We start from the raw sequence: 23,667 nt of genomic DNA on the forward strand, positions 1-23,667 counted from the left end.
CGTGAAACAGGCTCCTTGTCCGCCTTCACAGTGTGAGCTTGAAACCCACGTGGGAAGCCGAGAAGCCGAGCCGCTCGTAGAAGCGGTGGGCGTCGGCGCGGGTGCTGTCGGAGGTCAGCTGGACCAACTGGCAGCCCTGGTGACGGGACTCATCGATGGCCCACTCGATGAGCCGGGTCCCGAGGCCGCTGCCGCGCTCCTCGGTGTGGATGCGGACGCCCTCGATGATCGACCTCGTGGAACCGCGCCGGGACAGCCCGGGGACGATCGTGAGTTGGAGCGTGCCGACGACACGGCCCTGGCGGACCGCGACGACCAGATGCTGGTTCGGATCGGAGCTGAGTCGCTCCAGGGCAGCCAGGTACGGGCGATGGTCGTCCGGGGACTCACGTTGTGCGCCCAAGGGGTCGTCCGCGAGCATGTCGACGATCGCCGGGATGTCGCCGGCGACTGCGGGGCGTATCTCAAGATCTCCCATGGCCGCACCCTACGCAGACATGCGTCGAGGCGGTTGCCTCATGCAGGTACCGATACCGATGTCTTCAGTGTCTCCACTGCGCGGACCAGTGGGGCCAGTTCGGGGTTCTCCGCCGCCGCGTCGAGAGCCTCGCGCAGCGCGGAGTCATTGGTCGGCCGTGCTTTCTCCAGCAGCAGGAGACCGGCCTGCGTGACGTTGGTGTAGATGCCGCGCCGGTCCGTGGGGCACAGATAGCGCTCCAGCAGGCCGCGGTTCTCGAGCCGGGTGACCAGGCGGGTGGTGGCGCTCTGGCTGAGTACGACCGCGTCGGCCACCTGCTTCATCTGGAGATGCCCCCCGACGCCGTCGTGCTGTCGGCTCAGGACGTCCAGCAGGGAGTACTCCCGCACGCTCAGATCGTGCTGGGCCTGGAGCGCCCGCTCGATATGGGCCTCGATTCTCCCGTGCAGCAACGAGAGCGCGCACCAGCCCTGAGTGAGGGCGGTCAGTGCGGGATCCGTGGCGGTCATGGGCGTTCCCTCCGTTCAGGAGCTGCTGAGGCCAGGGTAGAGCAAGACCGAAATAGACCGCGCTTGCAAGTAGCCCGCGCATGCAACTATTGTCCTTGCCTGTAAGGCGCATGCGCAATCAGTTGAAAGGTCTGTTTCCTTCATGCCTCTCGCGCTCCTCGCCCTCGCGATCGGGGCTTTCGGGATCGGAACGACGGAGTTCGTGATCATGGGTTTGCTGCCCGAGGTCGCAGGTGACTTCGGTGTCTCCATCCCCACCGCCGGCCATCTGGTGACCGGCTACGCCCTGGGCGTCGTGTTCGGTGCCCCGCTGATGACCGTGTTCGGCACCAAGGTCTCCCGCAAGCGGATGCTGATGATGCTGATGGGCCTGTTCATCGTCGGCAACCTGCTCTCGGCTCTGGCCCCCGTCTTCGGCGTCATGCTGCTCGGGCGGGTGATCGCCTCACTGGCCCACGGTGCCTTCTTCGGTATCGGCTCCGTGGTCGCGGCAGAGCTGGTCGCCCCCGACAAGAAGGCCGGGGCCATCGCCATGATGTTCACCGGGCTGACCGTCGCCAATGTCGTCGGTGTTCCCCTGGGCACTCTCGTCGGCCAGTCCGCCGGCTGGCGTGTCACGTTCGGGATCGTCGCCGCGCTCGGTGCCGTCGGTCTGGTCGGCATCGCCAAGCTCGTTCCCGACCTCCCCCGGCCGGAGGGCGTACGGCTACGTGATGAACTGGCCGCTTTCAAGAACGTCCAGGTCCTGCTGGCCATGGCGATGACCGTGCTGGGCTTCGGCGGTGTCTTCGCGGCCATCACCTACATCGCGCCGATGATGACGCGCGTCGCCGGCTTCGCCGACGGATCCGTCACCTGGCTGCTGGTCCTCTTCGGCCTCGGCATGGTCGGGGGCAATCTCATCGGCGGCAAGTACGCGGATCGCGCCCTGATGCCCATGCTGTACGTGTCTCTGGGCGCTCTCGCCGTCGTGCTGGCGCTCTTCACACTGACCGCGCACCACAAGGTCCTGGCGGCCGTCACGATCGTCCTGATCGGCGGCCTGGGCTTCGCCACCGTCCCGCCCCTGCAGAAGCGGGTTCTCGACCAGGCTCACGGCGCCCCCACCCTGGCCTCGGCCATGAACATCGGCGCCTTCAACCTCGGCAACGCCCTGGCCGCGTGGCTCGGGGGTCTCGTGATCGCGGCAGGGCTCGGTTACACCGCTCCCAACTGGGTCGGCGCCGTTCTTGCGGCGGGTGCCCTGCTGCTGGCCTTCGTGTCCGCCGCCCTCGACCACCGGGACAAGGCCTCCAGCGCCGGGGGCGCAGTCACAGGCCCGGCGCCCACCGGACAGCGGACCTCAGTCCCCCACTGATCCGAACGCCGGCGAGAACGAGCCCGGAACCGTCCTCACCCCCCGTCCTCGGCCGCCACCGGCCACCTCCTCACCACGACCACCGATGTCACCACGGCCACCGACGTCACCGTTGCAACCCGGCATCGCCCGTACACCAAGGAGTTACTTGCTCATGAGCACCACCACCGCTGTCGTCCCGCTCACCACCGCTGACGCCGAAGCCCTGGTCGCAGCCGCGCACCAGGCTGCCGAGGCCGCCGGGGTCACGGTCAGCGTGACCGTCCTGGACGCAGGAGGGCATCTGCTCGCCTTCCGGAGGGACGACCGCGCCGTGCTGATCTCCGGTGAGACCAGCACCCGCAAGGCGTACACCGCGCTTCAGCTGGACGCGCCCACCGCGGACCTCGTCGAGGCCGTGCAGCCGGGAGGGCTCTTCCACACCCTGCCCACCGCACTGGACCGGCCGCTGCTGTTCATCGCCGGTGGTGTGCCCGTCCGGCGCGGCGGCCGGCTGATCGGCGCGGTCGGCGTCGGCGGCGGTGCGCCGGAGCAGGATCACTCCTTCGCCACGGCTGCCGTGGACGCCCTCGCCTGACGGGCGGTCCCCCAGGGCACGCCGGTTCCCGGAAACTTCGGGAACCGGCGTCGTCGTGTCCGGAGACCTCAGCCGGCCGCGACCGTCACGGGGGCGAACCTTCGGGTCCAGTCCCCGGGCATTTCCGTGATCCCGTACGTCATGACCGCGTTGAAGGCGATGGATGCCAGACCGCGCTCCTTCGCCCAGGCCAGCAGCTCTCCATGCCGTACATCGATGTCCGTCCGCAGCGGCCGGTCGGTGTGAGCGGCGAGAGAAGCGAGGAGTGCCATGGCTGTAGGGGTGTCGAGGGCGATCAGCGGGCCCACGACATGGGTGTCCATATTGGGCCACGCGGCCGCGTAACCGATGATCCGGCCGTTCTCCTCGGCCACGCGCACCTGGTCGGCGAATGCGGGCAGCCGGGTGACGATGTGCGTACGGTCCGCCCCGAACACCTCCTCGTCGAGCCGGAGGAGGGCGGGCAGGTCCGCGGCGGTGGCGGTGCGGGTGAAGGCCCCTGGAAGCTCTGCCCCGCCCGGGACGAAGTGCCCGCGGAGCATTTCCGCCCGGCCGATGACCTTGAAACCGAGCTCTTCGTAGAGAGGGAGGCCGTTCGGTGTCGCGTGCAGTGTCAGGGGCGTGGCGCTCATCGCCGACATGACATGGCGCATCAAGTGGCGTCCGATGCCCTGGCGGGCATGCCGTTCGGCGACCAGGACCATACCGATGGCCCCGAGTGCGGGGCGCTCCTGAGGGCCGTACTCGGTGACGACACAGGCGGTGCCCAGACCGCCGTCGGGATCGTCGATCCCGTAGCCCTTCCCCGCGGAGAGAAGAAGCCCCCACTTGTGCTCCTCACGCGGCCACCCGCGATCCTCGGACAGGTCGGCGCAGGCCGGGAGATCGCGGAGGGTGAGGCGACGGATGGGCAGAGAAGCAAGGGAGGGTGTCGGCACGCAGGTCAGGCTGTCCGACGGAGGCTGTCGGTGTCCACCCGTTTCCGAGATCTCGGGAAGCCCACGCGCCGGTGTCCTCCGGGTGGTGCCCGGGGGTCATCCCAGGTCGGGAGCGTGCATGGCGCGTACACCCTCGATGTTGCCGTCCAGGTAGTGCCGTAGTGACAACGGGACGAGATGGACGGAGGCGATGCCCACGCGAGTGAACGGCACACGGACGATCTGGTACTCGCCGGTGGGCTCGTCGACCTCCGGGCCGTGTCGCAACGACGGATCCATGGACTCCAGACGGCAAACGAAGAAATGCTGCACCTTCACCCCGGTGGCGCCACCGTCCTCGCCGATGTGCTCCACCGTGTCGACGAAGCAGGGCACCACGTCGGTGATCTTGGCGCCGAGTTCCTCGTACACCTCTCGGTGCAGGGCGTCGACGACGGTCGGGTCCTCCGGCTCGACTCCTCCCCCGGGGGTGACCCAGTAGGGATCCACGCCGGGCTTGGTCCGCTTGATCAGGATCAGGTGATCACCGTCCAGCAGGACGGCACGGGCGGTGCGCTTGACCACGGGTCGGACGGTCATGGAGGAAATGTGGCCCAGCTTGTTCCACGTGAAACATCGCGACAGGCCGGCGGCCGGTTTTCCCGGATGAGCCGCGTGGCCGCAGGATCAGCACCAGTCGGTGGCTGTCTGCTGCAGCCACTCATGAGCACGCGCGACATGCGGCATTGCCAGCGTGCCGTTCCGGACCACCAGGAAGTACGTACGCAGCGGTGGCACGGCGGGCTCGTGCAGCGCGATCACCTCTCCGCGTTCGAGTGCGGACGTGCACAGGTACCGGGGCAGTACGGCCAGCCCGGCACCCGCGGCGACGCAGGCCAGCACCGCGCGTAGATCCGGAACGATGACGGTGCCCGGGGTGACAGGGCGGGAGTCGAAGACGGAGGCCCAGTAGCGGGAGACGAGGGGAAGCGACTCGTGCACCTCGATCACCGGGATCTGTTCCAGCGCGGACCTCCCGGTGCGGTGGAGCCTGTCGGAGCCGGCTTGCCGAGTCCAGCGGGGCGCGGCGACCAGGACGTGCTCCTCGTCGCAGAGCGCGGTCGCCGAGAGCAGCGTGCCCCGCGGCCGGACCGTACTGATGGCCAGATCATGCCGCCCCGCGGCCAGCCCTTCCAGGGTTTCCTCGGCGGTCCCGAAGGAGGTGCGTAAGGCGAAGCTGCGGCCGTTCTCGCGGGTCAGCGCGGTGAGCGCGGGCACCGCCCGCTCGGCAGTGAATTCGAGAGGCCCTGCCAGGTGCAGTGTCCGCGAGGAGGAGTCCTCTTCGAGTCCGGTCTCGGTGATCTCCATCAGAGCGTCGAGATGCGGCGCCGCTTTGTGGGCGAGTTCGTCTCCGATGGTCGTCGGTGTCACGCCGCGGGCCTGCCGCAGGAACAGGGGCCGGCCCAGCTGCCGTTCCAGGGTCCGTATCTGCGAGGTCACGGCAGGCTGGGAGAGGCCGAGCAGGGCGGCGGCCCGGGTGAAGGAGCCGGCTCGGTGCACGGTCACGAAGGTCCGCAACAAGGCCAGGTCCACGGCACGCCCTCCTCTTCGTCAGCCCCGTTGCCGCCCAGGCCCCACTATAAATATGTCGATAGGTCGCTGTCGCTACAGTGATTGGACACTGACATCGAGTCAACTAGCCTTGGTCGCGTGGTTCTTCGCGCGAAGAACCGAGGGCGGTCCGAGCCACGAGGGGGGAGGCTCGGACCGTCCGTCGTCCGGAGCGGGACGCCTGTCACCCGTCCGAACGGCCCCGTCAGGCGGCCGTTTCGTCCAGTGCGTGCAGTACGTCCGCCACCAGGTCGGCCGGATCCTCGGCGCCGACGGAGAAACGGATGAAGCCCTCCGGAACCGCGTCCCCGCCCCAGCGGCCGCGCCGCTCGGCCGTGGACCGCACGCCGCCGAAGCTGGTCGCGGCGTCCACGAGCCGCAGCGCGTCGAGGAAACGGTCCGCACGCGCGCGCGTGGGCAGTGTGAAGGACACCACGCACCCGAAGCGTCGCATCTGCTGCGAGGCGACCCGGTGCGAGGGATCGTCCGGCAGCCCCGGATAGCGCAGTCCCGTCACCTCGGTCCGCTCCCGAAGGGCTTGAGCGAGCGTCAGCGCGGTGGCGTTCTGCCGGTCGACCCGCAACTGGAGTGTGGCGATCGAGCGGTGCGCGAGCCATGCCTCCATGGGGCCGGGGATGGCACCGACGATCTTGCGCCAGCGACGCACGGCGGCCATCGCCTCGGCGTCGCGGCCGACGACGTACCCCAGGAGGATGTCTCCGTGGCCGGTGAGCTGTTTGGTTCCGCTGGCCACGGCGAAGTCGGCACCGAGCTCCAGCGGGCGCTGGCCGAGCGGTGTCGCGAGAGTGTTGTCGACGGCGACCAGTGCGCCGCGCGCATGTGCTGCTTCCGCGAGTCGCCGCACGTCGCACACGTCGAGCCCGGGGTTCGACGGTGTCTCGATCCACAACAGCCGCGCGCCGTCGAGGACGTCGAGCTGGGCGTCGCCGCCGGTCGGCGCGGTACGCACCTCGATGCCGTACGCCTCCAGCTGGGTGCGCACCAGGGGCAGCACCTGATAGCCGTCGTCCGGCAGGACGACCGTGTCCCCGGCGCGCAGCTGCGAGAAGAGCACCGAGGAGATCGCGGCCATGCCCGAGGCGAACACCAGGGTCTCGGCGCCGTCCTGCCCCGGGGCCTCCAGCTCTCCGATGGCCTGCTCCAGCAGCGTCCATGTGGGGTTCTCGTCCCGGCCGTAGGTGTAGGGGCCGGTGGGGTCGCCGGGCAGGTGGAAATGGGCGGCGAAGACGGGGCCGGGCAGGGTCGGTTCGTGCTTGACCGACTCGGGCAGTCCGGCCCGCACCGCGCGGGTGCCGTCACCGGTGAAGGGCCCTCTCGGGTCCGTCCCGCAGCCGCCGTCCGTCGTGGAATCGCTCATACCGATCGTCCTTCCGTCTGCTCGCGTACCGCGGTGAGCAGCCCGGTACCGGCCGCCTCCACCATCTCAAGACATGCGACGAAGCCGTCCGCACCTCCGTAGTACGGGTCCGGTATGTCGAGATCATCGCCCGCTTCGGGGTCGTACGAGCGCAGCAGGCGCACTTTGGCCGCGTCCTGTGGGGTGGGTGCCAGGCGGCGCAGTGCTTCGAGGTGGCCCGTGTCGAGCGCGACGACGAGATCGAGACGGGCGAACCACGACGGGTCGAACCGCCGGGCCGTGTGGTCCGCGGCGTAGCCGTTCTCCTCCAGGACGGCCACCGCGCGGGGATCGGCGCCGCCGCCCTCGTGCCAGCCGTGGGTGCCGGCGCTGTCCACCTCGACCGTGCCGTCGAGGCCGGCCTCCGCGACACGCGCGCGGAAGACGGCTTCGGCCATCGGGGAACGGCAGATGTTGCCGGTGCAGACGAAACAGACGCGGTACGTCAAGGTGCTCAGTCCCCGTCGGGCAGAACGACGTTGAGGGCCCAGGAGACGACCGAGATGACCAGACCGCCCAGCACGGCCGTCCAGAAGCCCTCCACATGGAAGCTCAGGTCGAACTGGTCGGCCAGCCAGGAGGTGAGCAGCAGCATCAGCGCGTTCACCACCAGGGTGAACAACCCGAGCGTCAGGATGAGCAACGGGAGGCTCAGGAGCTGCACGACCGGCTTGACCAGGAAGTTCACCACGCCGAAGAGCAACGCCACGAGTATGAGGGTGCCGATTTCCTTGCCCGTGCTGTCACCTGTGAGGGTGATCTTGTCGATCAGCCACACCGCCACCGCGAGGGCAGCGGCGTTGGCGATCGTCTTGACTACGAAATTCTTCATGTGTCTGATCGTTGCAGACAGGACCGGACATGAGCAGTGAGGCAGGGGCGGACAGGCTATGAAGGCATTCCGGCTGGACGAACTGGAGGCCGAACGCGCCGCCAACGATGGTGCTTACCTTCAGTTCCTGCGGGAGCGGAACATGTCGGTCGGCCTGTACGCCCTGGACGCGGGCGGGCAGGATCCGCAGCAGCCGCACAACCAGGACGAGGTGTACTTCGTCGTCAGCGGCAGGGCGGCGATCACCGTCGGCATGGAGACCACGCAGGTGGCACGCGGCAGCGTGGTGTACGTGCCGGCGGGTGTCGCGCACAAGTTCCATCACATCAGTGAGGACCTGCGGGTCCTGGTGGTGTTCTCTCCCCCCGAGAGCTGAGCCGCGCTCTCGGGGTTCCCTAGGGGACCGGTCAGGGGAGGACAAGGGATCCGAGACTCCCGGTGGGGCTCCTGGAGACCTAGCATCGAGTGCAGGACATCATTCACGCGACCCGGCACGAGGCGGGCGGAGAGGTAAGGACGAAGGCGATGCGAGAGATCTTCACGGGACTGCCGTGGTGGGTGAAGTGGATCGCGGTGCCGGTCATCGCCCTGGTCGTGTTCGGGGGGCTGATAGCGAGCGTGGTCGGCTTCGTGATCGGGCTGCTCTTCAAGGTGCTGGTGTTCGCCGCCCTGGTCGGCGGACTCATCTACGTCGTACGGAAGTTCACGTCGAGTTCATCGTCGCGCGGCGACTGGTGAGCCCCATGGGGAGCCGGTGAAGCGGTAACGAGCGACACCGGTTCCCTCGGCCGGGGGAAGTTTTCCGGACGGACCGTCCGTATGCGGTGACAGACGGTTAGAGTCCGGAACGCCACGCGGGGGCGATCCCCGCGAGCGGCGTACACCCCCACCCGTGTTCCCCCACACGGGCTGCCCCCTCGCTTCGGGAGTGACCCTTGGCCACGGCTGACACCGTCACCGCACATCTGCTCGCCGTTCCCTGCCAGCCCCATGCGCGGGCAGTCGCAGAACCGGCGCCCCCCGCCACCCTCATCGGCTCCGTGCAGCGCGCGATGCGTCTGCTCGAATCCGTCGCCGGACATGAGCACGGAGCCCCGGCCAAACAGTTGGCCCGCGAGACCGGGCTGGCCCTTCCCACGGCGTACCACCTGCTGCGCACCCTTGTGCACGAGGGCTATCTGCGCCGTGACAAAGGTCTGTTCTTCCTCGGCGCCGCAGCCGAGCGGCTGAGCAGCAGCGGGGCCCCGCAGAAACGTCGCAGCACGGTCGTCGACGCGCTCGCGCGGTGGCGTGACGCGGTCGGGGCTCCCGTGTACTACGCGGTGTACCGCGAGGGCGAGATCGACCTCGTGTGCGTCTCCGACACTCCCGGCAATCCCGCGGTGCAGGAATGGGCGGACTTCCGGGAGACCGGCCACGCGCACGCCATCGGGCAGTGCCTGCTGTCCCAGCTCGGCGAGGCCGCCCGCCGCGACCACCTCGACCGCTTCCCCGTGCAGCCTGTCACGCCGTACACCGTGCGCGACGGGCACGGTCTTCTCCGGCGCCTGGAGCGGACCCGGCGCATGGAACCGGTGATCGAACGGCAGGAATACGCCCTGGGCACGGTGTGCGCGGCCATCCCGATCACGGCAGGCACCACGGCCGCGACGGTCGCCGTCTCCCTGCCCGCGCATCAGGCCGACCGGCTGCTCCCCGCCGCGCAGCGGCTGCAGGCGGAAGTGGGTCGTCTGCTCGGGCCGTTGGGGCTCTCTATCACCATCTGAAAACTCACTCCTTGTGATTCACCGTGTACGTTGAGCAAGATTCACTCAGTGTCAGGGGTCCATTCCCGGCTGGTCCGCAGCTAATGACGGGGTAGGCGATGCGCGAGTCCGTACAGGCAGAGGTCATGATGAGCTTTCTGGTGTCGGAGGAGTTGTCCTTCCGCATCCCGGTGGAGCTTCGCTATGACACCTGTGATCCCTACGCCGTGCGGCTGACCTTCCATCTTCCCGGTGACGCGCCTGTGACCTGGGCGTTCGGCCGAGAGCTGCTGATCGACGGCGTCGGCAGGCCGTGCGGTGAGGGGGACGTGCGGGTGTCACCGGTCGAACCCGACATGCTGGGAGAGGTGTTGATCCGGCTTCAGGTCGGTGGCGACCAGGCGCTGTTCCGTTCGTCGACGGCGCCGCTCGTGGCCTTCCTCGACCGCACCGACAAGCTGGTGCCGCTGGGCCAGGAGGGAGCGCTCGCCGACTTCGACGCCCACCTCGACGACGCGCTGGACCGCATCCTGGCGGAGCAGAGCGCCGGGTGAAGGGTTCCGCTACTCGGACAGCGGGTGGCGGAACCGTTCACCGCGTTCCGCCACATCGATGCAGGAACGCTTTTGCGCCCGTGGACGAGCCGCCCCGGTGGGCCGGCCACCCGGCGGCGGGGTCGCAACCGGTCATGTGGCGGCAGCAGGCCCTCCGGTGCCGCGCCGTGACGGGTCACCGCTTCCGGCGCCGGCCCCTCCCGCCCCGCGCCGGAGCCGCCCGGGCGCTCTCCTTGGGTGTCTGCGCCGCCGTACGGTCGGCCGAGACCACCAGGGCGGCCAGAGCCGTGGTGACCGGCACCGCGGCCACCAGACCGATCGAGCCGACCAGTGTACGCACGATCTCCTCCGCTACCAGCTCGCTGTTGGCGACCGTTCCCACACTGCTCTGCGCGATGGAGAACAGCAGCAGCAACGGCAACGCGGCGCCCGCGTAGGCGAGAACGAGAGTGTTGACCACGGACGCGATGTGATCCCGGCCGATGCGGATGCCCGCGCGGTACAGCTCCCGCCAGCCCATCGACGGTTTGGCCTCGTGCAGTTCCCAGACGGACGATGTCTGGGTGACCGTCACATCATCGAGCACACCGAGCGACCCGATGATGACGCCGGCCAGCAACAGGCCGCTCATGTCGATGTCGGGGTACAGGCCGTGGATCAGACCGGTGTTGTCGTCGGTGTTGCCGGTCAGCGCGGCCCAGTCGATGAAGACCGAGCCCAGAACGCCGATCAACAGCAGCGAGACCAGAGTGCCGAGCACCGCCACGGACGTGCGCGCCGACAGTCCGTGACAGAGATACAGGGCCTGCAGCATGATGGCGCTCGCCCCCACCACCGCCACGACCAGGGGGTTGGATCCCTGCAGAATGGCGGGCAGGATGAAGAAGTTCAGCACCAGGAAGCTGACCGCCAGCGCGATCAGTGCCATCACGCCGCGCAGCCGTCCGACGGCCACGACGGCGACCGCGAAGATACCGGCGAGCAGGGTCAAGGGGAGACGCCGGTTCACGTCGGTGACCGAGTACTGCAGGTCCTTCGGGGCGGAAGGTTCGTAGGCGACCACGACCTCCTGACCCTCGCTCAGCTGACGGGACTGGTCCGGCTGCACGATCTCGGTGAACGTGCGGCCCTGGTCATTGCCGCTGTCGACCCGGATCGTCGCTCGCTTGCACGTACCGTCCGCCTGCTGTTGCGCGGAGGAGCCCTCGGCCGTCGAGGTGTCGCCGGTCGGGACGCCTCCGGAAGCGTTGACGGAGGAACAGCTCACCTCGACCACCTTGGTGACCGTGGCCTGCTGCGTCTGCCGGTCGAAACCGACACCGGTGCGCTCGTGCCCCGGTGCACCGCCCGGCCACAGCACGACGAGGCCGATCAGCACCGCCGCGGTGAACGGGATGAGGATTGCCGCGATGACCTTGCGCAGGTGCTTCGAGACGGGGGCGGCGGGGCCGTGACTGTGACTGTGCCCGTGCGGGTGGCCGTGCCCGCTGCCGGAGTCCGGGCCGTGATCGTGTCCGTCGCCGCCCGGAGGGGGGCCGCTGTGGCCACCGCCGTGGCCGCCGTGACCGCCGCCGTCCGGGCCACGGTCGGGGCGGCCGCCACCCGACTCCGGGCCCCGGCCGTGGTCCTGCGCTTGTCCCGCTCCCGCATCCCGCCGCCCCTGCTCCTGTCCCGGGTGGCCGGCGCCGGGACCGCGCCCGAACCAGTCTCCGGAGCCGGGGCCGTCCCCCCGGCCCATGTTGTTGCCGACGGCGGGCTCTCTGCCACGGCCGCCGCCGTTTCGAGCGCCGGAGCCGAGGGGGGGGTCGGGCGGTGGGTACGGGGGATGTTGCGTCGAGGTCACCGCCCGATCATCGCAAGAACCACGAGGGCCCTCTGGTCACCGCGCCAGAATCGGCGCTAGCGTGGGGGCACCTTTTGTACACGCGGGAGCTCGGAGCACCGGGCTGAGAGGGCGCTGACCTCCGTCCCCACGACGTTTCACGGGGAACATCACTGCTGCACGAGTGATGTTCCCCACGGAACGCCGACCGACGGAAACCGCTGCGTCGACCGCTGAACCTGTTACCGGGTAATGCCGGCGTAGGGAGTAGGTCTCATGACCAACAAGGACGCACGCACGCCTGCCTCCACACAGAACCCGACGGAGACGTCGGAGCAGAAGGAGGCCGGGAAGTCCATCGGCTGGCACAAGGCGTACGTCGAGGGCTCGCGCCCCGATCTGCGGGTGCCGGTCCGTCAGGTGCACCTCACCAACGGCCAGTCGGTCACGCTGTACGACACCTCGGGCCCGTACACCGATCCCCTGGTCGACACCGATGTACGCAGGGGGCTGACGCCGCTGCGGGAGAACTGGATCATCGCGCGCGGCGACACCGAGGAGTACCCGGGCCGTCCCGTCCGTCCCGAGGACGACGGGATCAAGCACACCTCGCCGCGCGGCGGCCTGCGCAACCTCGACGCGGTGTTCCCGGGCCGGCCCCGTCAGCCGCGCCGCGGCCGCGCGGGTGAGGCGGTCACACAGCTGGCGTACGCACGCCGCGGCGAGATCACGCCCGAGATGGAGTACGTGGCCATCCGGGAGAACGTGTCACCGGAGTTCGTGCGTGAGGAGATCGCGGCAGGCCGCGCGGTGCTGCCCGCCAACGTCAACCATCCGGAGACCGAGCCGATGGTCATCGGCAAGCGGTTCCTGGTGAAGGTCAACGCCAACATCGGGAACTCCGCGGTGACCTCCTCCATCGAGGAGGAGGTGGAGAAGATGACCTGGGCGACCCGCTGGGGTGCCGACACGGTCATGGACCTGTCCACCGGCCGCAATATCCACACCACCCGGGAGTGGGTGCTGCGCAACTCCCCCGTCCCCATCGGCACCGTGCCGCTCTACCAGGCGTTGGAGAAGGTCGACGGCAGGGCCGAGGAACTGACCTGGGAGATCTACAAGGACACGGTGATCGAGCAGGCCGAGCAGGGCGTGGACTACATGACGGTTCATGCGGGCGTACGGCTGGAGTATGTGCCGCTGACCGCCCACCGCAAGACGGGCATCGTCTCGCGGGGTGGCTCGATCATGGCGGCGTGGTGTCTGGCGCACCACAAGGAGTCGTTCCTGTACGAGAACTTCGAGGAACTCTGCGAGATCCTCGCGGCGTACGACGTCACGTACTCGCTCGGCGACGGGCTCCGGCCGGGGTCGGTCGCGGACGCCAACGACCAGGCCCAGTTCGCCGAGTTGCACACACTCGGGGAACTCAACCGGATCGCGAGGCGTTTGAATGTGCAGACCATGATCGAGGGCCCGGGACATGTCCCGATGCACAAGATCAAGGAGAACATCGACCTTCAGCAGGAGATCTGCGATGAAGCCCCGTTCTATACGCTCGGCCCGCTGACGACGGACGTCGCGCCCGCGTACGACCACATCACCTCCGGCATCGGTGCCGCGATGATCGCCTGGTGGGGCACCGCCATGCTCTGTTACGTCACACCCAAGGAACATCTCGGCCTGCCCAACCGCGATGACGTCAAGACCGGTGTCATCACCTACAAGATCGCCGCCCATGCCGCCGACCTGGCCAAGGGACATCCGGGTGCGCAGGAGTGGGACGACGCGTTGTCCGACGCGCGCTTCGAGTTCCGTTGGGAGGACCAGTTCAACCTCGCCCTCGACCCGGACACGGCACGGGAGTTCCACGACGAGACCCTTCCGGCAGAGCCCGCCAAGACCGCACACTTCTGCTCGATGTGCGGGCCGAAGTTCTGCTCCATGAAGATCAGCCAGAGCATCACGGAGCGGTTCGGCGGTACCTCGCCGGAGGGCGCCTCGGCCGAGGAGATCGCCGAGGGGATGCTGCAGAAGTCGAAGGAGTTCGCGGAGGCGGGCAACCGCGTGTACCTGCCGCTGACGGACTGAACCGGCTGAACTGGCTGAACCGGCTGAACCGAACTGATTGAACGGGCGAGGGGGCGGGCTGTTCGGGCCCGCTCCTCTCGCCGCTCATGGGGACGGATCGGCAGACTGTGTGCCATGACAGTGCAATCAATGAGCAAGGGGTCCAATCTTCCCGTCGACGCCCCGGTGGTGCGTGTCGAGCTTGCCTGGACCGCCGGGGCCGGGGTGCCCGACATCGACGCGTCGGCTCTCCTGCTCACGGCGGCCGGACGGGTGCGGAACGACGGAGACTTCGTCTTCTACAACCAGCAGCGGCATGCTTCCCACGCCGTGACACATCGGGGAAAGCGGAACGCCGTCGGTGCAGCGACCGACACGGTCGAGGTCGACCTGCGCCTGCTGGAACCGGCCGTCGAGCGGGTCGCGCTGTGCGCGTCGTCCGACGGCGGGACCTTCGGCCAGGTCCCGGGGTTGGTGCTCAGGCTGATCGACGCCGGGGCGGAGACCGAAATCGCCCGGTTCGACATGGTGGCCGGCACGGAGACCGCGTTCATCGGCGGCGAGCTGTACCGGCGCCAGGGGAAGTGGAAGTTCCGCGCGGTGGGCCAGGGGTACGCCTCCGGGCTCGCGGGGCTGGCCACTGACTTCGGCATCACCGTGGACGACGCTCCCCCGACGGCCCCCGCCGCCGTGCCTCCGGTCGTCGCGTCCCCCGTCACGCCTGCCGCCTCCGCTCCGGGGTATCCCGCTCCGACGCCTTCGGTTCCGACGCCTCCGGTTCCGGCTGCTCCACCGGCCGCTCCGCGCCTCACCAAGGGAGAGGAGCAGTTGCCCGTGGACATGCGCAAGCGTCTGTCGCTGCGCAAGGAACAGGTGGCCGTCAGCCTGCGCAAGCACGGGGCCGCCGAGGTCACCGCGCGCGTCGTCCTCGTACTGGACGCCTCCGGCTCCATGGCACCCCAGTACTCCAAGGGAGTCGTGGCGGACGTCGTCGAGCGCATGGCCGCGGTCGCCGCGCAGTTGGACGACGACGGTGAGATGCAGGCCTGGACGTTCGCCTCGCATCCGGCACGGCTGCCGGACCTGCGGCTGGGCGAGCTGCCCGACTGGCTCCGGCTGCACGTGCGGGTGGGGGAGATGAGCCTGTTCCGGCGCGGGCGGAAGAAGTGTCTGGACCCGCGCCAGGTCGACATGAGGGAGGTCGGCATCCAGAACGAGGAACAGAAGGTCATCGCCGAGGTCCGCTCGTTCGTCGGGAACAGTCCCGCGGCGGCTCCGACGCTCGTGCTGTTCTTCTCCGACGGCGGGGTCTACCGGAACGCCGAGATCGAGCGGGAGCTCCGCGAAGCGGTGGAGGAACCCATCTTCTGGCAGTTCGTGGGGCTCGGACGGGCGAACTACGGCGTGCTGGAACGATTCGACACGCTGCCCGGACGCCGCGTCGACAACGTCGGGTTCTTCGCCGTCGACGACATCGGCACCGTGCCGGACCCGGAGTTGTACGACCGTCTGCTGTCCGAGTTCCCGCTGTGGATCACAGCTGCGAGCCGGGCGGGCATTCTATGACCAGGCGCATGACCTGATCCGGGCATACCTGACCCGGTGATGACCTGACCCGGGCGCCCGGCGCACGTCCCCGTCGCGGAGCCTCTCGAGAGGGCTCCGCCGGTGAGGGCGCGCCGGCCGACGACTCCGGAACCGGGCCGGTACTTCGGCTGCGTTCGCCTACTCGGGCTGGTGTTCCGGCCCTCCGAAGTCCGGGCTGCTGTAGTCCGGACTCGAGTAGCTCGGCCGCGGGCCGCGGGTAGGGCCCTGGCCGGGGCTGGTGAATCCCGGCCGGTGGTAGCCGAGGTGGGGGATACGGCTGGTCGGTTCGGACGGCGTCGCGTAGCGCAGTGCGGCTGCCGTGCCGGGATCCGTGAGAGCGTCCCGCAGGAACGGCATGATCCCCCGCTCCAGCAGTGCCTCGTGCCAGGTGTCCCTGGCCAGGGCCACCTCCTTGTCGACTTCCAGGTACGGCCCGCTCCGGGCCGAGGGCTTGTTGCGCAGCGCGGTGAGGAGCAGACCCACGGCGGCGACCAGGATGGCGACCGCGGTCACGGCGACGAACGTCCAGCCCGTGGTGAGCATGGTCCGGGCGAAGGTCGCGCCGGGGTCGAGCAGGCGCAGGATGTAGCCGACGAGCAGGAATATCGCGGCCGCCGTTCCGGCCAGGACGGGTGCCAGAACGGCGATGACGGCGACCGCACCCGCACCGGCGGTCTCGGCGACCTCCCCCATGGCCGCGGCGAGCCCCGCTGCGCCGGGTTCCGGCTCGGAGGAGCCCGACCCGCGCACGGCCGGGGTGGCCGACGCCGGAGGCCGGCGCAGTTCCTCGCGGACCTTGATGTAGTGCTGGTACTCGGTCGCCGCGGCCGCCGTGATGATCGCGGTGGCATTGAGCGCCATGGTGCGCAGTTGTTCGGAGTTGAGCCGCTGACCGACGGCGGCCAGTTCCGGGCGGTGTGGTGCGGAGCGCAGTACCTCGTCGAGAATCCGCTCGTATTCCTGGCGGTCCTCGGCCAACAGGTGCTGCGGAACGCTGTTCATGTGCATCCCCCGATGCTCCGTAGGGCTTGTGGCTCGGCATGCCGACGAGCCGTTGGGCAGAAACGGAGGGGAGCCTGCTACGGATAAGCCGATGGTAGAGCGCTGACGGTGCGCCGTGACAGGGGGTTTACCGAAATTGACTGCTGCCCGGCGGGGTCCCGGGCCGGCGACGCCCGGCCCGGAGCCCGCTCACTTGGCGAGTGGCAGCTTCTGGACCAGCAGTTTTCCGGCCATCGTCACGCCGCCGTCCATCGCGATGGCCAGTCCCTCGGCGTAGACATGCGGACCTTCGACGACGGGGCCGCTGTCGTCCCCGCCGTCCTCGGAGCCGACTTCACCCAGCAGGTACGGAATGGGGCTGTGGCCGTGAACGACCCGGGTGCCGCCGTACGTATTCAGCAGGGAGCGCACCGCTTCGGCGCCGCCCTCGTCGCGGAAGGAGAACCGCTTGGTGAACTTGCGGAACAGGTCCCAGACCTCGTCGGCGTCATTGCGGGTGATCGTTTCGCGGACGGTGTCGTTGACCTCTTCGATGGAGTGGCCGTAGTCGAGGTAGGCGGTGGTGTCGGAATGCAGCAGGAGATGGTCGTCGACGGCCTCGACGGCGTCCAGGCGGGCCATCCACTGCAGGTGGTGGTCCTGGAGCCGGTCCATGTCGGCTTTCTGCCCGCCGTTGAGGAGCCAGGCCGCCTGGAAGGTGGCGGTGCCCGCGCCGGAGTTGACGGGGGTGTCGCCGAACCGCTTGGCGCCGAGCAGCAGCAGTTCGTGATTGCCCATCAGGGCCTTGCAGTAGCCGCCGGCCGCGGCGGCCTCGGCGGACAGCCGCATCACGAGATCGATGACGCCGATGCCGTCCGGTCCCCGGTCGGTGAAGTCGCCGAGGAACCACAGCCGGGCGGGGCCGGCGCACCACTGGCCCGCGGAGTCGATGAGGCCCTGCTCCTGGAGGGCGGCGATCAGCTCGTCGAGGTATCCGTGGACGTCACCGACCACGTACAGCGGACCGGGCCCGGTGGGGGGCTGTGGGGCGGAGACGGACGCGGGGTCGACGATCACCTGCACAGTGTCACCCCGGTTGATGACCGGGAGGTCCCGACGCGTGGGTGTGTACCCCTCCGGGAGGCTCTCCGAGGGCGGCGGGGCCGCCGCCGCGTCACCGGGGTGCATGCTGTGGGCGTACGGACCGGTCTCGTGGATGTACGCGGGCACCCGGAAGTCGCGCACCGTCGGTGTGCGCTCCGCCCCGGGTCCCTGACCGGCCCCCTGAGTCATCGACCCCTCCACCATCACGCCGCAACTGCACCGCGTCGGACTGCCTGGTCGCAGCGGCCCGCGGTGTCGTGGGCCCATCATAGGAACGCGGATCGTGCCATGTGATGACCCAGGGGTGGTGAATCGGAGCAAGACGCCGGTTCGTCGCGGCTTTCGCCCCATTTGGTCAGGTCTTCGCCCGCAGTGAGGCCACCCGGCCGCGCCGACTCCTCCTGGGACCGCGTCCGTCCGTACTCGGACAGCCGGCGCTCCCGTGAGCGGCGGCTCCCGGAGGGGAGTCGGCGCTTCACTCCTCCGGGAGCGGTTCCTTCACACCTCCGGGAGCCCGGCCCGGTCGCCCTTTCCGGGGATCCGCGGTTCTTCTGCCGGTCAGGCCGGCGACCGCGGCGGGCTGACCGTCGTGCGCGGTGGCCGGCGCTGCGACGAGGTGCGCACGATCAGCTCGGTGGGTATCACCTGCGCCACCGTGTGTTCCGGATCGACCCCTTCGATGGCGTCGATGAGCAGCTGGACCACAGCCGTGCCGATGCGTCGTGGTTTGAGCGAGAGCGTGGTGACGGGCGGCTCGGTGTTCGCGTAGACGGTGGACTCGCTGCAGCAGACGAGCAGCAGGTCGTCCGGGACGCGCAGGCCGTAGCGGCGCGCGGCGGCGAGCAGATCGGTGCCGTTGGGATCGAACAGCCCGTAGACGGCGTCGGGACGGTCGGGGCGGGCGAGCAGCCGGTCGGCGGCGACGGCGCCGGCGCACGGATCGTGTGCCGGGTAGGACTCGTAGACCGGGTCCTGGCCTACGCGCTCGCACCAGTGCAGATACGCGGTGGTCGACAGGTGGGTGTAGGTGTCGGTCGTGGTCCCGGTCAGCAGGCCGATACGGCGGGCGCCCGCGGCGGCCAGATGGTCGAGGATGCCGAGCACCGCGGCCTCGTGGTCGTTGTCCACCCAGGCCGTGACCGGGAGCGAACCGGCCGGGCGGCCGTCGGAGACGACCGGTAAACCCTGCCGGACCAGTTCACTGACGACCGGATCCTGGTCCGAGGGATCGATGACGACCGTGCCGTCCAGAGCGACGTTGGACCACACGTCGTGTCGGGAGGTCGCGGGGAGGATCACGAGGGCGTAGCCGCGGGCGAGCGCGGCGGAGGTGGCGGCACGCGCCATCTCGGCGAAGTACGCGAACTCGGTGAAGGTGAAAGGTTCTTCCCCGTAGGTCGTCACGGTCAGGCCGATGAGTCCCGACTTGCCGGTACGGAGCGTGCGGGCGGCGGCCGAGGGACGGTAGCCCAGCCTGTCGGCGACCTCGCGGACGTGGCGCCGGGTGGCGTCCGGGAGCCTGCCCTTGCCGTTGAGGGCATCGGAGACGGTCGTGATGGAGACTCCGGCGGCGGCGGCCACGTCCCTGATGCCCGCTCGACCCGGCTTGCTGCCTCGGCGTGAGGTTTCCGCGCGGCTCACCTGGTGCTTCCCTGCTGCTGTCATGGCGAGCCGATAGTAGGGCTCATGCGGTGGGGTAGGGCGGACGCATATGCATGCGTTGACAGGCACGTTTCTGCATGATCATTAAAGGGTAAGTTCCTTGCAAAGCAAGGATGTTGAACGTTCCAATGCCAAGACCTGACGTGTCGGCGCATGCAGGCCTGCCGAGGGGGCGATGTTGCGAAGAGGTCTCAACTCACCTGCACGGGGGATGCGCGCCACGGCGCGAGCCACCGGCGCGTAGATATATGTGCGGCGCGCCCCCCGGTCCGGACGCCCTTTGGGCGCCTTCACGCGGTGATGCCCCTGTTGCTGGAGGGGCGGATGATGCGGAGGCGACTCCTGCTGCCGCTGCCCGCACACGCAGCGGCGTTTCCAGGCGGCGGAGCCCCCACGCAGCGGCATCTCTACTCCGTCGCGTCGAATCCTCATAAGGTGAGCAGTATTGGATGTCGGCGGCGGTCATGGGCCGCCGGTCTTCGGAGGAGGACTGCGGTGAGCGAGACGAGCCCCAAACTGCGCGCCGAGCTGGAGGGGATCCCCACGTACAAACCGGGCAAGCCGGCGGCGGCCGGTGGCCCGGTGGCCTACAAGCTGTCCTCCAACGAGAACCCGTATCCGCCGCTGCCGGGGGTGATGGAGGCCATCGCCTCCGCGGTGTCCTCCTTCAACCGCTACCCCGACATGGCCTGCACGGCCCTGATGGCGGAGCTGGCCGAGCGCTTCGCCGTCCCGGTCTCCCACCTGGCCACCGGCACCGGTTCGGTGGGCATCGCCCAGCAACTGCTGCAGGCCACCTCGGGCCCCGGTGACGAGGTGATCTATGGCTGGCGCTCGTTCGAGGCGTACCCGATCATCACCAGGATCAGCGGTGCCACCCCCGTGCAGGTGCCCCTGACCCCGGGGGATGTGCACGATCTCGACGCGATGGCCGAGGCGGTCACCGACCGGACCCGGCTCATCTTCGTCTGCAACCCCAACAACCCGACCGGCACGGTGGTCCGGCGGGCCGAACTGGAGCGCTTCCTCGACCGGGTGCCCCGCGATGTCCTGGTGGTGCTCGACGAGGCCTACCGTGAGTTCATCCGTGACCCCGAGGTGCCGGACGGTGTGGAGATCTACCGGGAGCGGCCCAATGTCTGTGTGCTGCGGACCTTCTCCAAGGCCTACGGGCTGGCCGGACTGCGCGTGGGTTTCGCGATCGCCCATGAGCCGGTGGCCGCGGCGCTGCGCAAGACGGCGGTGCCGTTCGGTGTGAGCCAGCTCGCGCAGGATGCGGCGATCGCCTCGCTGCGTGCCGAGGACGAGCTCATCGGCCGGGTCGGTTCGCTGGTGTGTGAGCGCAACCGGGTCATGGACGCGCTGCATGCTCAGGGCTGGAAGGTGCCCGAGAGCCAGGCCAACTTCGTGTGGCTGCGGCTGGGGGAGCGCACGGCGGCGTTCGCGCAGGCGTGCGAGCAGGCAGGCGTGGTCGTCAGGCCGTTCCCCGGGGAGGGGGCGCGGGTGACGGTCGGCGAGACCGAGGCCAACGACATCTTCCTGAAGGTGACGGAGGCCTTCCGCAAGGAGCTGTAGCCGCCCGGGGTCCCGGAGCGCCTCGGCCTCGCGGCCGTGACAGCCGGCCGACGGATCAGCCGTCGGCCGGCTGTCGGCGTTCTCCCTCTCGGCGGCGTGTCGTCTCCGTGCCGCTTCCGGACCTTTTCGTGTCGCCCCATGCCGCCCCGTCCCCACAAAGCACTGCCCAAGGGGTTGACGTCACAGGGGACCCCCCTTCCGAATGTGAAAAGCAGTAGGCCATAATTGCTTGTGAATGTGAACGCGTTCACAAGCGCATCCTGTTTCTTCCGAGATGTGGGGGACGAACGGGATCAAGCGGCCGCTGTGGCACAGCGATGTAAGGAGCGACGACGTGGACCTGGCTTTGGCGCCGGAGACCCTGGCGCGATGGCAGTTCGGTATCACCACCGTCTACCACTTCCTCTTCGTTCCCCTGACGATCTCCCTGGCCGCCCTCACTGCCGGGCTGCAGACCGCCTGGGTGCGCACCGAGAAGGAGAAGTACCTCAGGGCGACGAAGTTCTGGGGCAAGCTCTTCCTGATCAACATCGCGATGGGCGTGGTCACCGGCATCGTGCAGGAGTTCCAGTTCGGCATGAACTGGTCCGACTACTCGCGGTTCGTCGGTGACGTCTTCGGCGCCCCGCTCGCCTTCGAGGCCTTGCTCGCCTTCTTCTTCGAGTCCACCTTCATCGGCTTGTGGATCTTCGGCTGGGACAAGCTGCCCAAGAAGATCCACCTGGCCTGCATCTGGATGGTCTCGCTCGGCACCCTGCTGTCCGCCTGGTTCATCCTCGCGGCCAACTCCTGGATGCAGCACCCGGTCGGCTACCGGATCAACGAGGAGAAGGGCCGCGCCGAGCTCACCGACTTCTGGTTGGTGCTCACCCAGAACACCACGCTCAACCAGGTCTTCCACAGCTTCGCGGCGGCTTTCCTGACGGGCGGCGCCTTCGTGGTGGGCATCGCGGCCTTCCACCTGATACGCAAGAAGCACATCACCGTGATGCGGACGTCGCTCCGGCTCGGCCTGGTCACCATGGCGGTCGGCGGGCTGCTCACCGCGGTCAGCGGGGACACCCTCGGCAAGGTCATGTACGAGCAGCAGCCGATGAAGATGGCCGCCGCGGAGGCACTGTGGGACGGCGAGGGGCCGGCACCGTTCTCCGTGTTCGCGTACGGAGACGTCGACAAGGGGCACAACGAGGTCGCGCTGGAGATCCCCGGGCTGCTGTCCTTCCTCGCCCACGGCGACTTCGAGTCGCACGTGCCCGGGATCAACGACACCAATGAGGCCCTGCAGGAGGAGTTCGGGCCCGGTGACTACCGGCCCATCGTCCCCGTCGCCTACTGGAGCTTCCGCTGGATGATCGGCTTCGGCATGGCGTCCTTGTCGCTCGCCCTGCTGGGACTCTGGCTCACGCGGAAGAGGTTCCTGCTGCCGGCCACCCTGCGCACCGGAGAGGACGAGGTCCCGCATCTGGTGCTGCTGAAGAAGCCGCTCGGGGCACGGCTCACCCGGCTGTACTGGCGCCTGGCGCTCTGGACGATGGCGTTCCCGCTGATCGCCAACGCCTGGGGATGGATCTTCACCGAGATGGGCCGGCAGCCCTGGGTCGTCTACGGCCTGATGCAGACCCGTCACGCGGTCTCCCCCGGTGTGTCCCAGGCCGAGGTCATCACCTCGATGAGCGTCTTCACCCTGCTCTACGCCGTCCTGGCCGTCATCGAGGTCAAGCTGCTCGCCAAGTACGTCAAGGCAGGTCCGCCCGAGCTGACCGAGGCAGACCTCAACCCGCCCACGAAGATCGGCGGCGATCCCCGTGACGCCGACAAGCCGATGGCCTTCTCGTACTAGGCCGAGGGAGCCACAGTCATGGAACTGCACAACGTCTGGTTCGTTCTGATCGCCGTCCTGTGGATCGGCTACTTCTTCCTGGAGGGCTTCGACTTCGGGATCGGGATCCTCACCCGGCTGCTCGCCCGCGACCGTACCGAGAAGCGGGTGCTGATCAACACCATCGGGCCTGTCTGGGACGGCAACGAGGTGTGGCTGCTCACGGCCGGTGGCGCGACCTTCGCCGCCTTCCCCGAGTGGTACGCCACGCTCTTCTCCGGCTTCTACCTGCCGCTGCTGGTCATTCTGGTCTGCCTGATCATCCGGGGTGTCGCCTTCGAGTACCGGGCGAAGCGGCCGGAGGAGCGCTGGCAGCGCAACTGGGAGACGGCGATCTTCTGGACCTCGCTCATCCCCGCCTTCCTCTGGGGCGTGGCGTTCGGGAACATCGTGCGCGGAGTGAAGATCGACTCCGAGTTCGAGTACGTGGGCAACGTCTGGGACCTGCTCAACCCGTATGCCCTGCTGGGCGGCCTGGTCACGCTGACGCTCTTCACCTTCCACGGTGCGGTGTTCGCGTCGCTCAAGACCGTCGGTGAGATCCGGGGACGGGCGCGGCAGCTGGCACAGCGCGTGGGGCTGGTCACGGCCGTGCTGGCACTGGTCTTCCTGCTGTGGACGCAGGCCGACGGTGGTGACGGGGCGAGTCTGGTCGCGCTGGTGGTCACGGTCGCCGCGCTGGTCGGCGCCCTGATGGCGAACCGGGCGGGACGCGAGGGATGGTCGTTCACCCTGTCCGGCGTCACCATCGTGGCCGCCGTGGCGATGCTCTTCCTGACGCTCTTCCCGAACGTCATGCCGTCCACGCTGAACGCGGACTGGAGCCTCACCGTCACCAACGCCTCCTCCGGCGCCTACACCCTGAAGATCATGACCTGGCTCGCGCTGATCGCCACGCCGTTCGTCATGCTCTACCAGGGCTGGACGTACTGGGTCTTCCGCAAGCGGATCGGCACCCAGCACATCGCCGATCCCGTGCATTGAGGTGTG

Annotated in this window: 23 protein-coding genes; 11 read left to right on the plus strand and 12 right to left on the minus strand. The window is 68.8% G+C overall.

From position 1 onward, the window contains the following. Nucleotides 1–25: 25 nt before the first annotated feature. Together PYS65_RS18280 and PYS65_RS18285 are read right to left on the minus strand one after the other, a co-directional pair. Nucleotides 26–478: a GNAT family N-acetyltransferase gene (locus PYS65_RS18280; RefSeq protein WP_279335014.1), complete on the minus strand. Its 453-nt coding sequence runs from the start codon at nt 476–478 to the stop codon at nt 26–28. A gap of 38 nt (nt 479–516) precedes the next feature. Next, nucleotides 517–987: a MarR family winged helix-turn-helix transcriptional regulator gene (locus PYS65_RS18285; protein ID WP_279335015.1), complete on the minus strand. Its 471-nt coding sequence runs from the start codon at nt 985–987 to the stop codon at nt 517–519. A gap of 142 nt (nt 988–1,129) precedes the next feature. Between PYS65_RS18285 and PYS65_RS18290 the strand changes: the two genes are divergently transcribed. After that, on the plus strand, nt 1,130–2,344 hold the full coding sequence (locus PYS65_RS18290; protein ID WP_279335016.1) for an MFS transporter: 1,215 nt from the start codon (nt 1,130–1,132) through the stop codon (nt 2,342–2,344). 154 nt (nt 2,345–2,498) lie between these two features. Then, nucleotides 2,499–2,921 (plus strand): GlcG/HbpS family heme-binding protein, encoded by a 423-nt coding sequence (locus tag PYS65_RS18295; RefSeq protein ID WP_279335017.1) that lies wholly within the window; start codon nt 2,499–2,501, stop codon nt 2,919–2,921. A gap of 68 nt (nt 2,922–2,989) precedes the next feature. Here the strand turns inward: PYS65_RS18295 and PYS65_RS18300 are convergent, their stop codons facing one another. The 6 genes from PYS65_RS18300 to PYS65_RS18325 form a co-directional block, all read right to left on the minus strand. Next, a complete protein-coding gene (locus PYS65_RS18300; RefSeq protein ID WP_279335018.1) occupies nt 2,990–3,859 on the minus strand; it encodes a GNAT family N-acetyltransferase in 870 nt (289 codons plus the stop codon). 96 nt (nt 3,860–3,955) lie between these two features. Continuing rightward, entirely contained in the window at nt 3,956–4,438 is a 483-nt protein-coding gene (locus tag PYS65_RS18305) for an NUDIX domain-containing protein (protein WP_109376553.1), read from the minus strand. Between the two features lie 87 nt (nt 4,439–4,525). After that, a complete protein-coding gene (locus tag PYS65_RS18310; protein WP_279335019.1) occupies nt 4,526–5,431 on the minus strand; it encodes a LysR family transcriptional regulator in 906 nt (301 codons plus the stop codon). Between the two features lie 223 nt (nt 5,432–5,654). Beyond that, a complete protein-coding gene (locus tag PYS65_RS18315) occupies nt 5,655–6,827 on the minus strand; it encodes a cystathionine gamma-lyase (protein ID WP_279335020.1) in 1,173 nt (390 codons plus the stop codon). After that, complete coding sequence (locus PYS65_RS18320) at nt 6,824–7,315, minus strand: low molecular weight protein-tyrosine-phosphatase (protein WP_279335021.1); 492 nt, start codon at nt 7,313–7,315, stop codon at nt 6,824–6,826. The genes PYS65_RS18315 and PYS65_RS18320 overlap by 4 nt, the downstream gene beginning before the upstream one ends. Nucleotides 7,316–7,320: 5 nt before the next feature. Then, on the minus strand, nt 7,321–7,698 hold the full coding sequence (locus tag PYS65_RS18325; protein WP_279335022.1) for a phage holin family protein: 378 nt from the start codon (nt 7,696–7,698) through the stop codon (nt 7,321–7,323). A gap of 58 nt (nt 7,699–7,756) precedes the next feature. On the opposite strand from PYS65_RS18325, the gene PYS65_RS18330 reads away from it, so the two are divergent. From PYS65_RS18330 to PYS65_RS18345, 4 genes are all read left to right on the plus strand, one after another. Continuing rightward, nucleotides 7,757–8,074 carry a cupin domain-containing protein gene (locus PYS65_RS18330; protein ID WP_279335023.1) on the plus strand — a complete coding sequence of 106 codons (318 nt, stop codon included), beginning with the start codon at nt 7,757–7,759 and terminating at the stop codon, nt 8,072–8,074. 149 nt (nt 8,075–8,223) lie between these two features. Then, the gene (locus PYS65_RS18335) at nt 8,224–8,436 is read left to right on the plus strand and encodes a DUF5326 family protein (RefSeq protein WP_279335024.1); all 213 of its coding nucleotides are present in this window, start codon (nt 8,224–8,226) and stop codon (nt 8,434–8,436) included. A gap of 302 nt (nt 8,437–8,738) precedes the next feature. Further along, nucleotides 8,739–9,464, plus strand: a complete 726-nt coding sequence (locus PYS65_RS18340) for an IclR family transcriptional regulator (RefSeq protein WP_341483715.1) — start codon at nt 8,739–8,741, stop codon at nt 9,462–9,464. 98 nt (nt 9,465–9,562) lie between these two features. Continuing rightward, nucleotides 9,563–9,997 carry an SsgA family sporulation/cell division regulator gene (locus PYS65_RS18345; protein WP_279335025.1) on the plus strand — a complete coding sequence of 145 codons (435 nt, stop codon included), beginning with the start codon at nt 9,563–9,565 and terminating at the stop codon, nt 9,995–9,997. A 175-nt stretch (nt 9,998–10,172) separates the two neighbouring features. On the opposite strand, the gene PYS65_RS18350 is transcribed toward PYS65_RS18345, so the two are convergent. Beyond that, complete coding sequence (locus PYS65_RS18350; protein ID WP_279335026.1) at nt 10,173–11,840, minus strand: YibE/F family protein; 1,668 nt, start codon at nt 11,838–11,840, stop codon at nt 10,173–10,175. A gap of 255 nt (nt 11,841–12,095) precedes the next feature. On the opposite strand from PYS65_RS18350, the gene thiC reads away from it, so the two are divergent. Next, nucleotides 12,096–13,910, plus strand: coding sequence for a phosphomethylpyrimidine synthase ThiC (gene thiC / locus PYS65_RS18355; protein ID WP_279335027.1), 1,815 nt, complete (start codon nt 12,096–12,098; stop codon nt 13,908–13,910). 114 nt (nt 13,911–14,024) lie between these two features. Further along, nucleotides 14,025–15,455, plus strand: a complete 1,431-nt coding sequence (locus PYS65_RS18360; RefSeq protein ID WP_279335028.1) for a VWA domain-containing protein — start codon at nt 14,025–14,027, stop codon at nt 15,453–15,455. Nucleotides 15,456–15,614: 159 nt separating this feature from the next. Here the strand turns inward: PYS65_RS18360 and PYS65_RS18365 are convergent, their stop codons facing one another. The 3 genes from PYS65_RS18365 to PYS65_RS18375 all read right to left on the minus strand — a co-directional run bounded on the left by PYS65_RS18365 (nt 15,615) and on the right by PYS65_RS18375 (nt 19,226). Continuing rightward, nucleotides 15,615–16,484: a hypothetical protein gene (locus PYS65_RS18365; protein WP_279335029.1), complete on the minus strand. Its 870-nt coding sequence runs from the start codon at nt 16,482–16,484 to the stop codon at nt 15,615–15,617. A 183-nt stretch (nt 16,485–16,667) separates the two neighbouring features. Continuing rightward, entirely contained in the window at nt 16,668–17,765 is a 1,098-nt protein-coding gene (locus PYS65_RS18370; protein WP_279337990.1) for a metallophosphoesterase, read from the minus strand. A 354-nt stretch (nt 17,766–18,119) separates the two neighbouring features. After that, on the minus strand, nt 18,120–19,226 hold the full coding sequence (locus PYS65_RS18375) for a LacI family DNA-binding transcriptional regulator (RefSeq protein ID WP_279335030.1): 1,107 nt from the start codon (nt 19,224–19,226) through the stop codon (nt 18,120–18,122). 492 nt (nt 19,227–19,718) lie between these two features. Here PYS65_RS18375 and hisC point away from each other — a divergent pair, with 492 nt between their 5' ends. From hisC to cydB, 3 genes are all read left to right on the plus strand, one after another. After that, nucleotides 19,719–20,798: a histidinol-phosphate transaminase gene (gene hisC, locus PYS65_RS18380; protein ID WP_279335031.1), complete on the plus strand. Its 1,080-nt coding sequence runs from the start codon at nt 19,719–19,721 to the stop codon at nt 20,796–20,798. Nucleotides 20,799–21,132: 334 nt separating this feature from the next. Continuing rightward, nucleotides 21,133–22,638 carry a cytochrome ubiquinol oxidase subunit I gene (locus PYS65_RS18385; protein ID WP_279335032.1) on the plus strand — a complete coding sequence of 502 codons (1,506 nt, stop codon included), beginning with the start codon at nt 21,133–21,135 and terminating at the stop codon, nt 22,636–22,638. 18 nt (nt 22,639–22,656) lie between these two features. Then, complete coding sequence (gene cydB / locus PYS65_RS18390; protein ID WP_279335033.1) at nt 22,657–23,661, plus strand: cytochrome d ubiquinol oxidase subunit II; 1,005 nt, start codon at nt 22,657–22,659, stop codon at nt 23,659–23,661. Nucleotides 23,662–23,667: the final 6 nt, after the last annotated feature.

Source organism: Streptomyces cathayae (genome assembly GCF_029760955.1).
GTDB lineage: Bacteria > Actinomycetota > Actinomycetes > Streptomycetales > Streptomycetaceae > Streptomyces > Streptomyces cathayae.

Bases quoted from the DNA above. Each gene is read 5' to 3' on its own strand.
- PYS65_RS18280 (WP_279335014.1), bottom strand. From the start codon at position 478: ATGGGAGATCTTGAGATACGCCCCGCAGTCGCCGGCGACATCCCGGCG.
- PYS65_RS18285 (WP_279335015.1), bottom strand. From the start codon at position 987: ATGACCGCCACGGATCCCGCACTGACCGCCCTCACTCAGGGCTGGTGC.
- PYS65_RS18290 (WP_279335016.1), top strand. From the start codon at position 1,130: ATGCCTCTCGCGCTCCTCGCCCTCGCGATCGGGGCTTTCGGGATCGGA.
- PYS65_RS18295 (WP_279335017.1), top strand. From the start codon at position 2,499: ATGAGCACCACCACCGCTGTCGTCCCGCTCACCACCGCTGACGCCGAA.
- PYS65_RS18305 (WP_109376553.1), bottom strand. From the start codon at position 4,438: ATGACCGTCCGACCCGTGGTCAAGCGCACCGCCCGTGCCGTCCTGCTG.
- PYS65_RS18315 (WP_279335020.1), bottom strand. From the start codon at position 6,827: ATGAGCGATTCCACGACGGACGGCGGCTGCGGGACGGACCCGAGAGGG.
- PYS65_RS18325 (WP_279335022.1), bottom strand. From the start codon at position 7,698: ATGAAGAATTTCGTAGTCAAGACGATCGCCAACGCCGCTGCCCTCGCG.
- PYS65_RS18330 (WP_279335023.1), top strand. From the start codon at position 7,757: ATGAAGGCATTCCGGCTGGACGAACTGGAGGCCGAACGCGCCGCCAAC.
- PYS65_RS18335 (WP_279335024.1), top strand. From the start codon at position 8,224: ATGCGAGAGATCTTCACGGGACTGCCGTGGTGGGTGAAGTGGATCGCG.
- PYS65_RS18345 (WP_279335025.1), top strand. From the start codon at position 9,563: ATGCGCGAGTCCGTACAGGCAGAGGTCATGATGAGCTTTCTGGTGTCG.
- thiC (WP_279335027.1), top strand. From the start codon at position 12,096: ATGACCAACAAGGACGCACGCACGCCTGCCTCCACACAGAACCCGACG.
- PYS65_RS18360 (WP_279335028.1), top strand. From the start codon at position 14,025: ATGACAGTGCAATCAATGAGCAAGGGGTCCAATCTTCCCGTCGACGCC.
- PYS65_RS18365 (WP_279335029.1), bottom strand. From the start codon at position 16,484: ATGCACATGAACAGCGTTCCGCAGCACCTGTTGGCCGAGGACCGCCAG.
- PYS65_RS18370 (WP_279337990.1), bottom strand. From the start codon at position 17,765: ATGGTGGAGGGGTCGATGACTCAGGGGGCCGGTCAGGGACCCGGGGCG.
- PYS65_RS18375 (WP_279335030.1), bottom strand. From the start codon at position 19,226: ATGACAGCAGCAGGGAAGCACCAGGTGAGCCGCGCGGAAACCTCACGC.
- cydB (WP_279335033.1), top strand. From the start codon at position 22,657: ATGGAACTGCACAACGTCTGGTTCGTTCTGATCGCCGTCCTGTGGATC.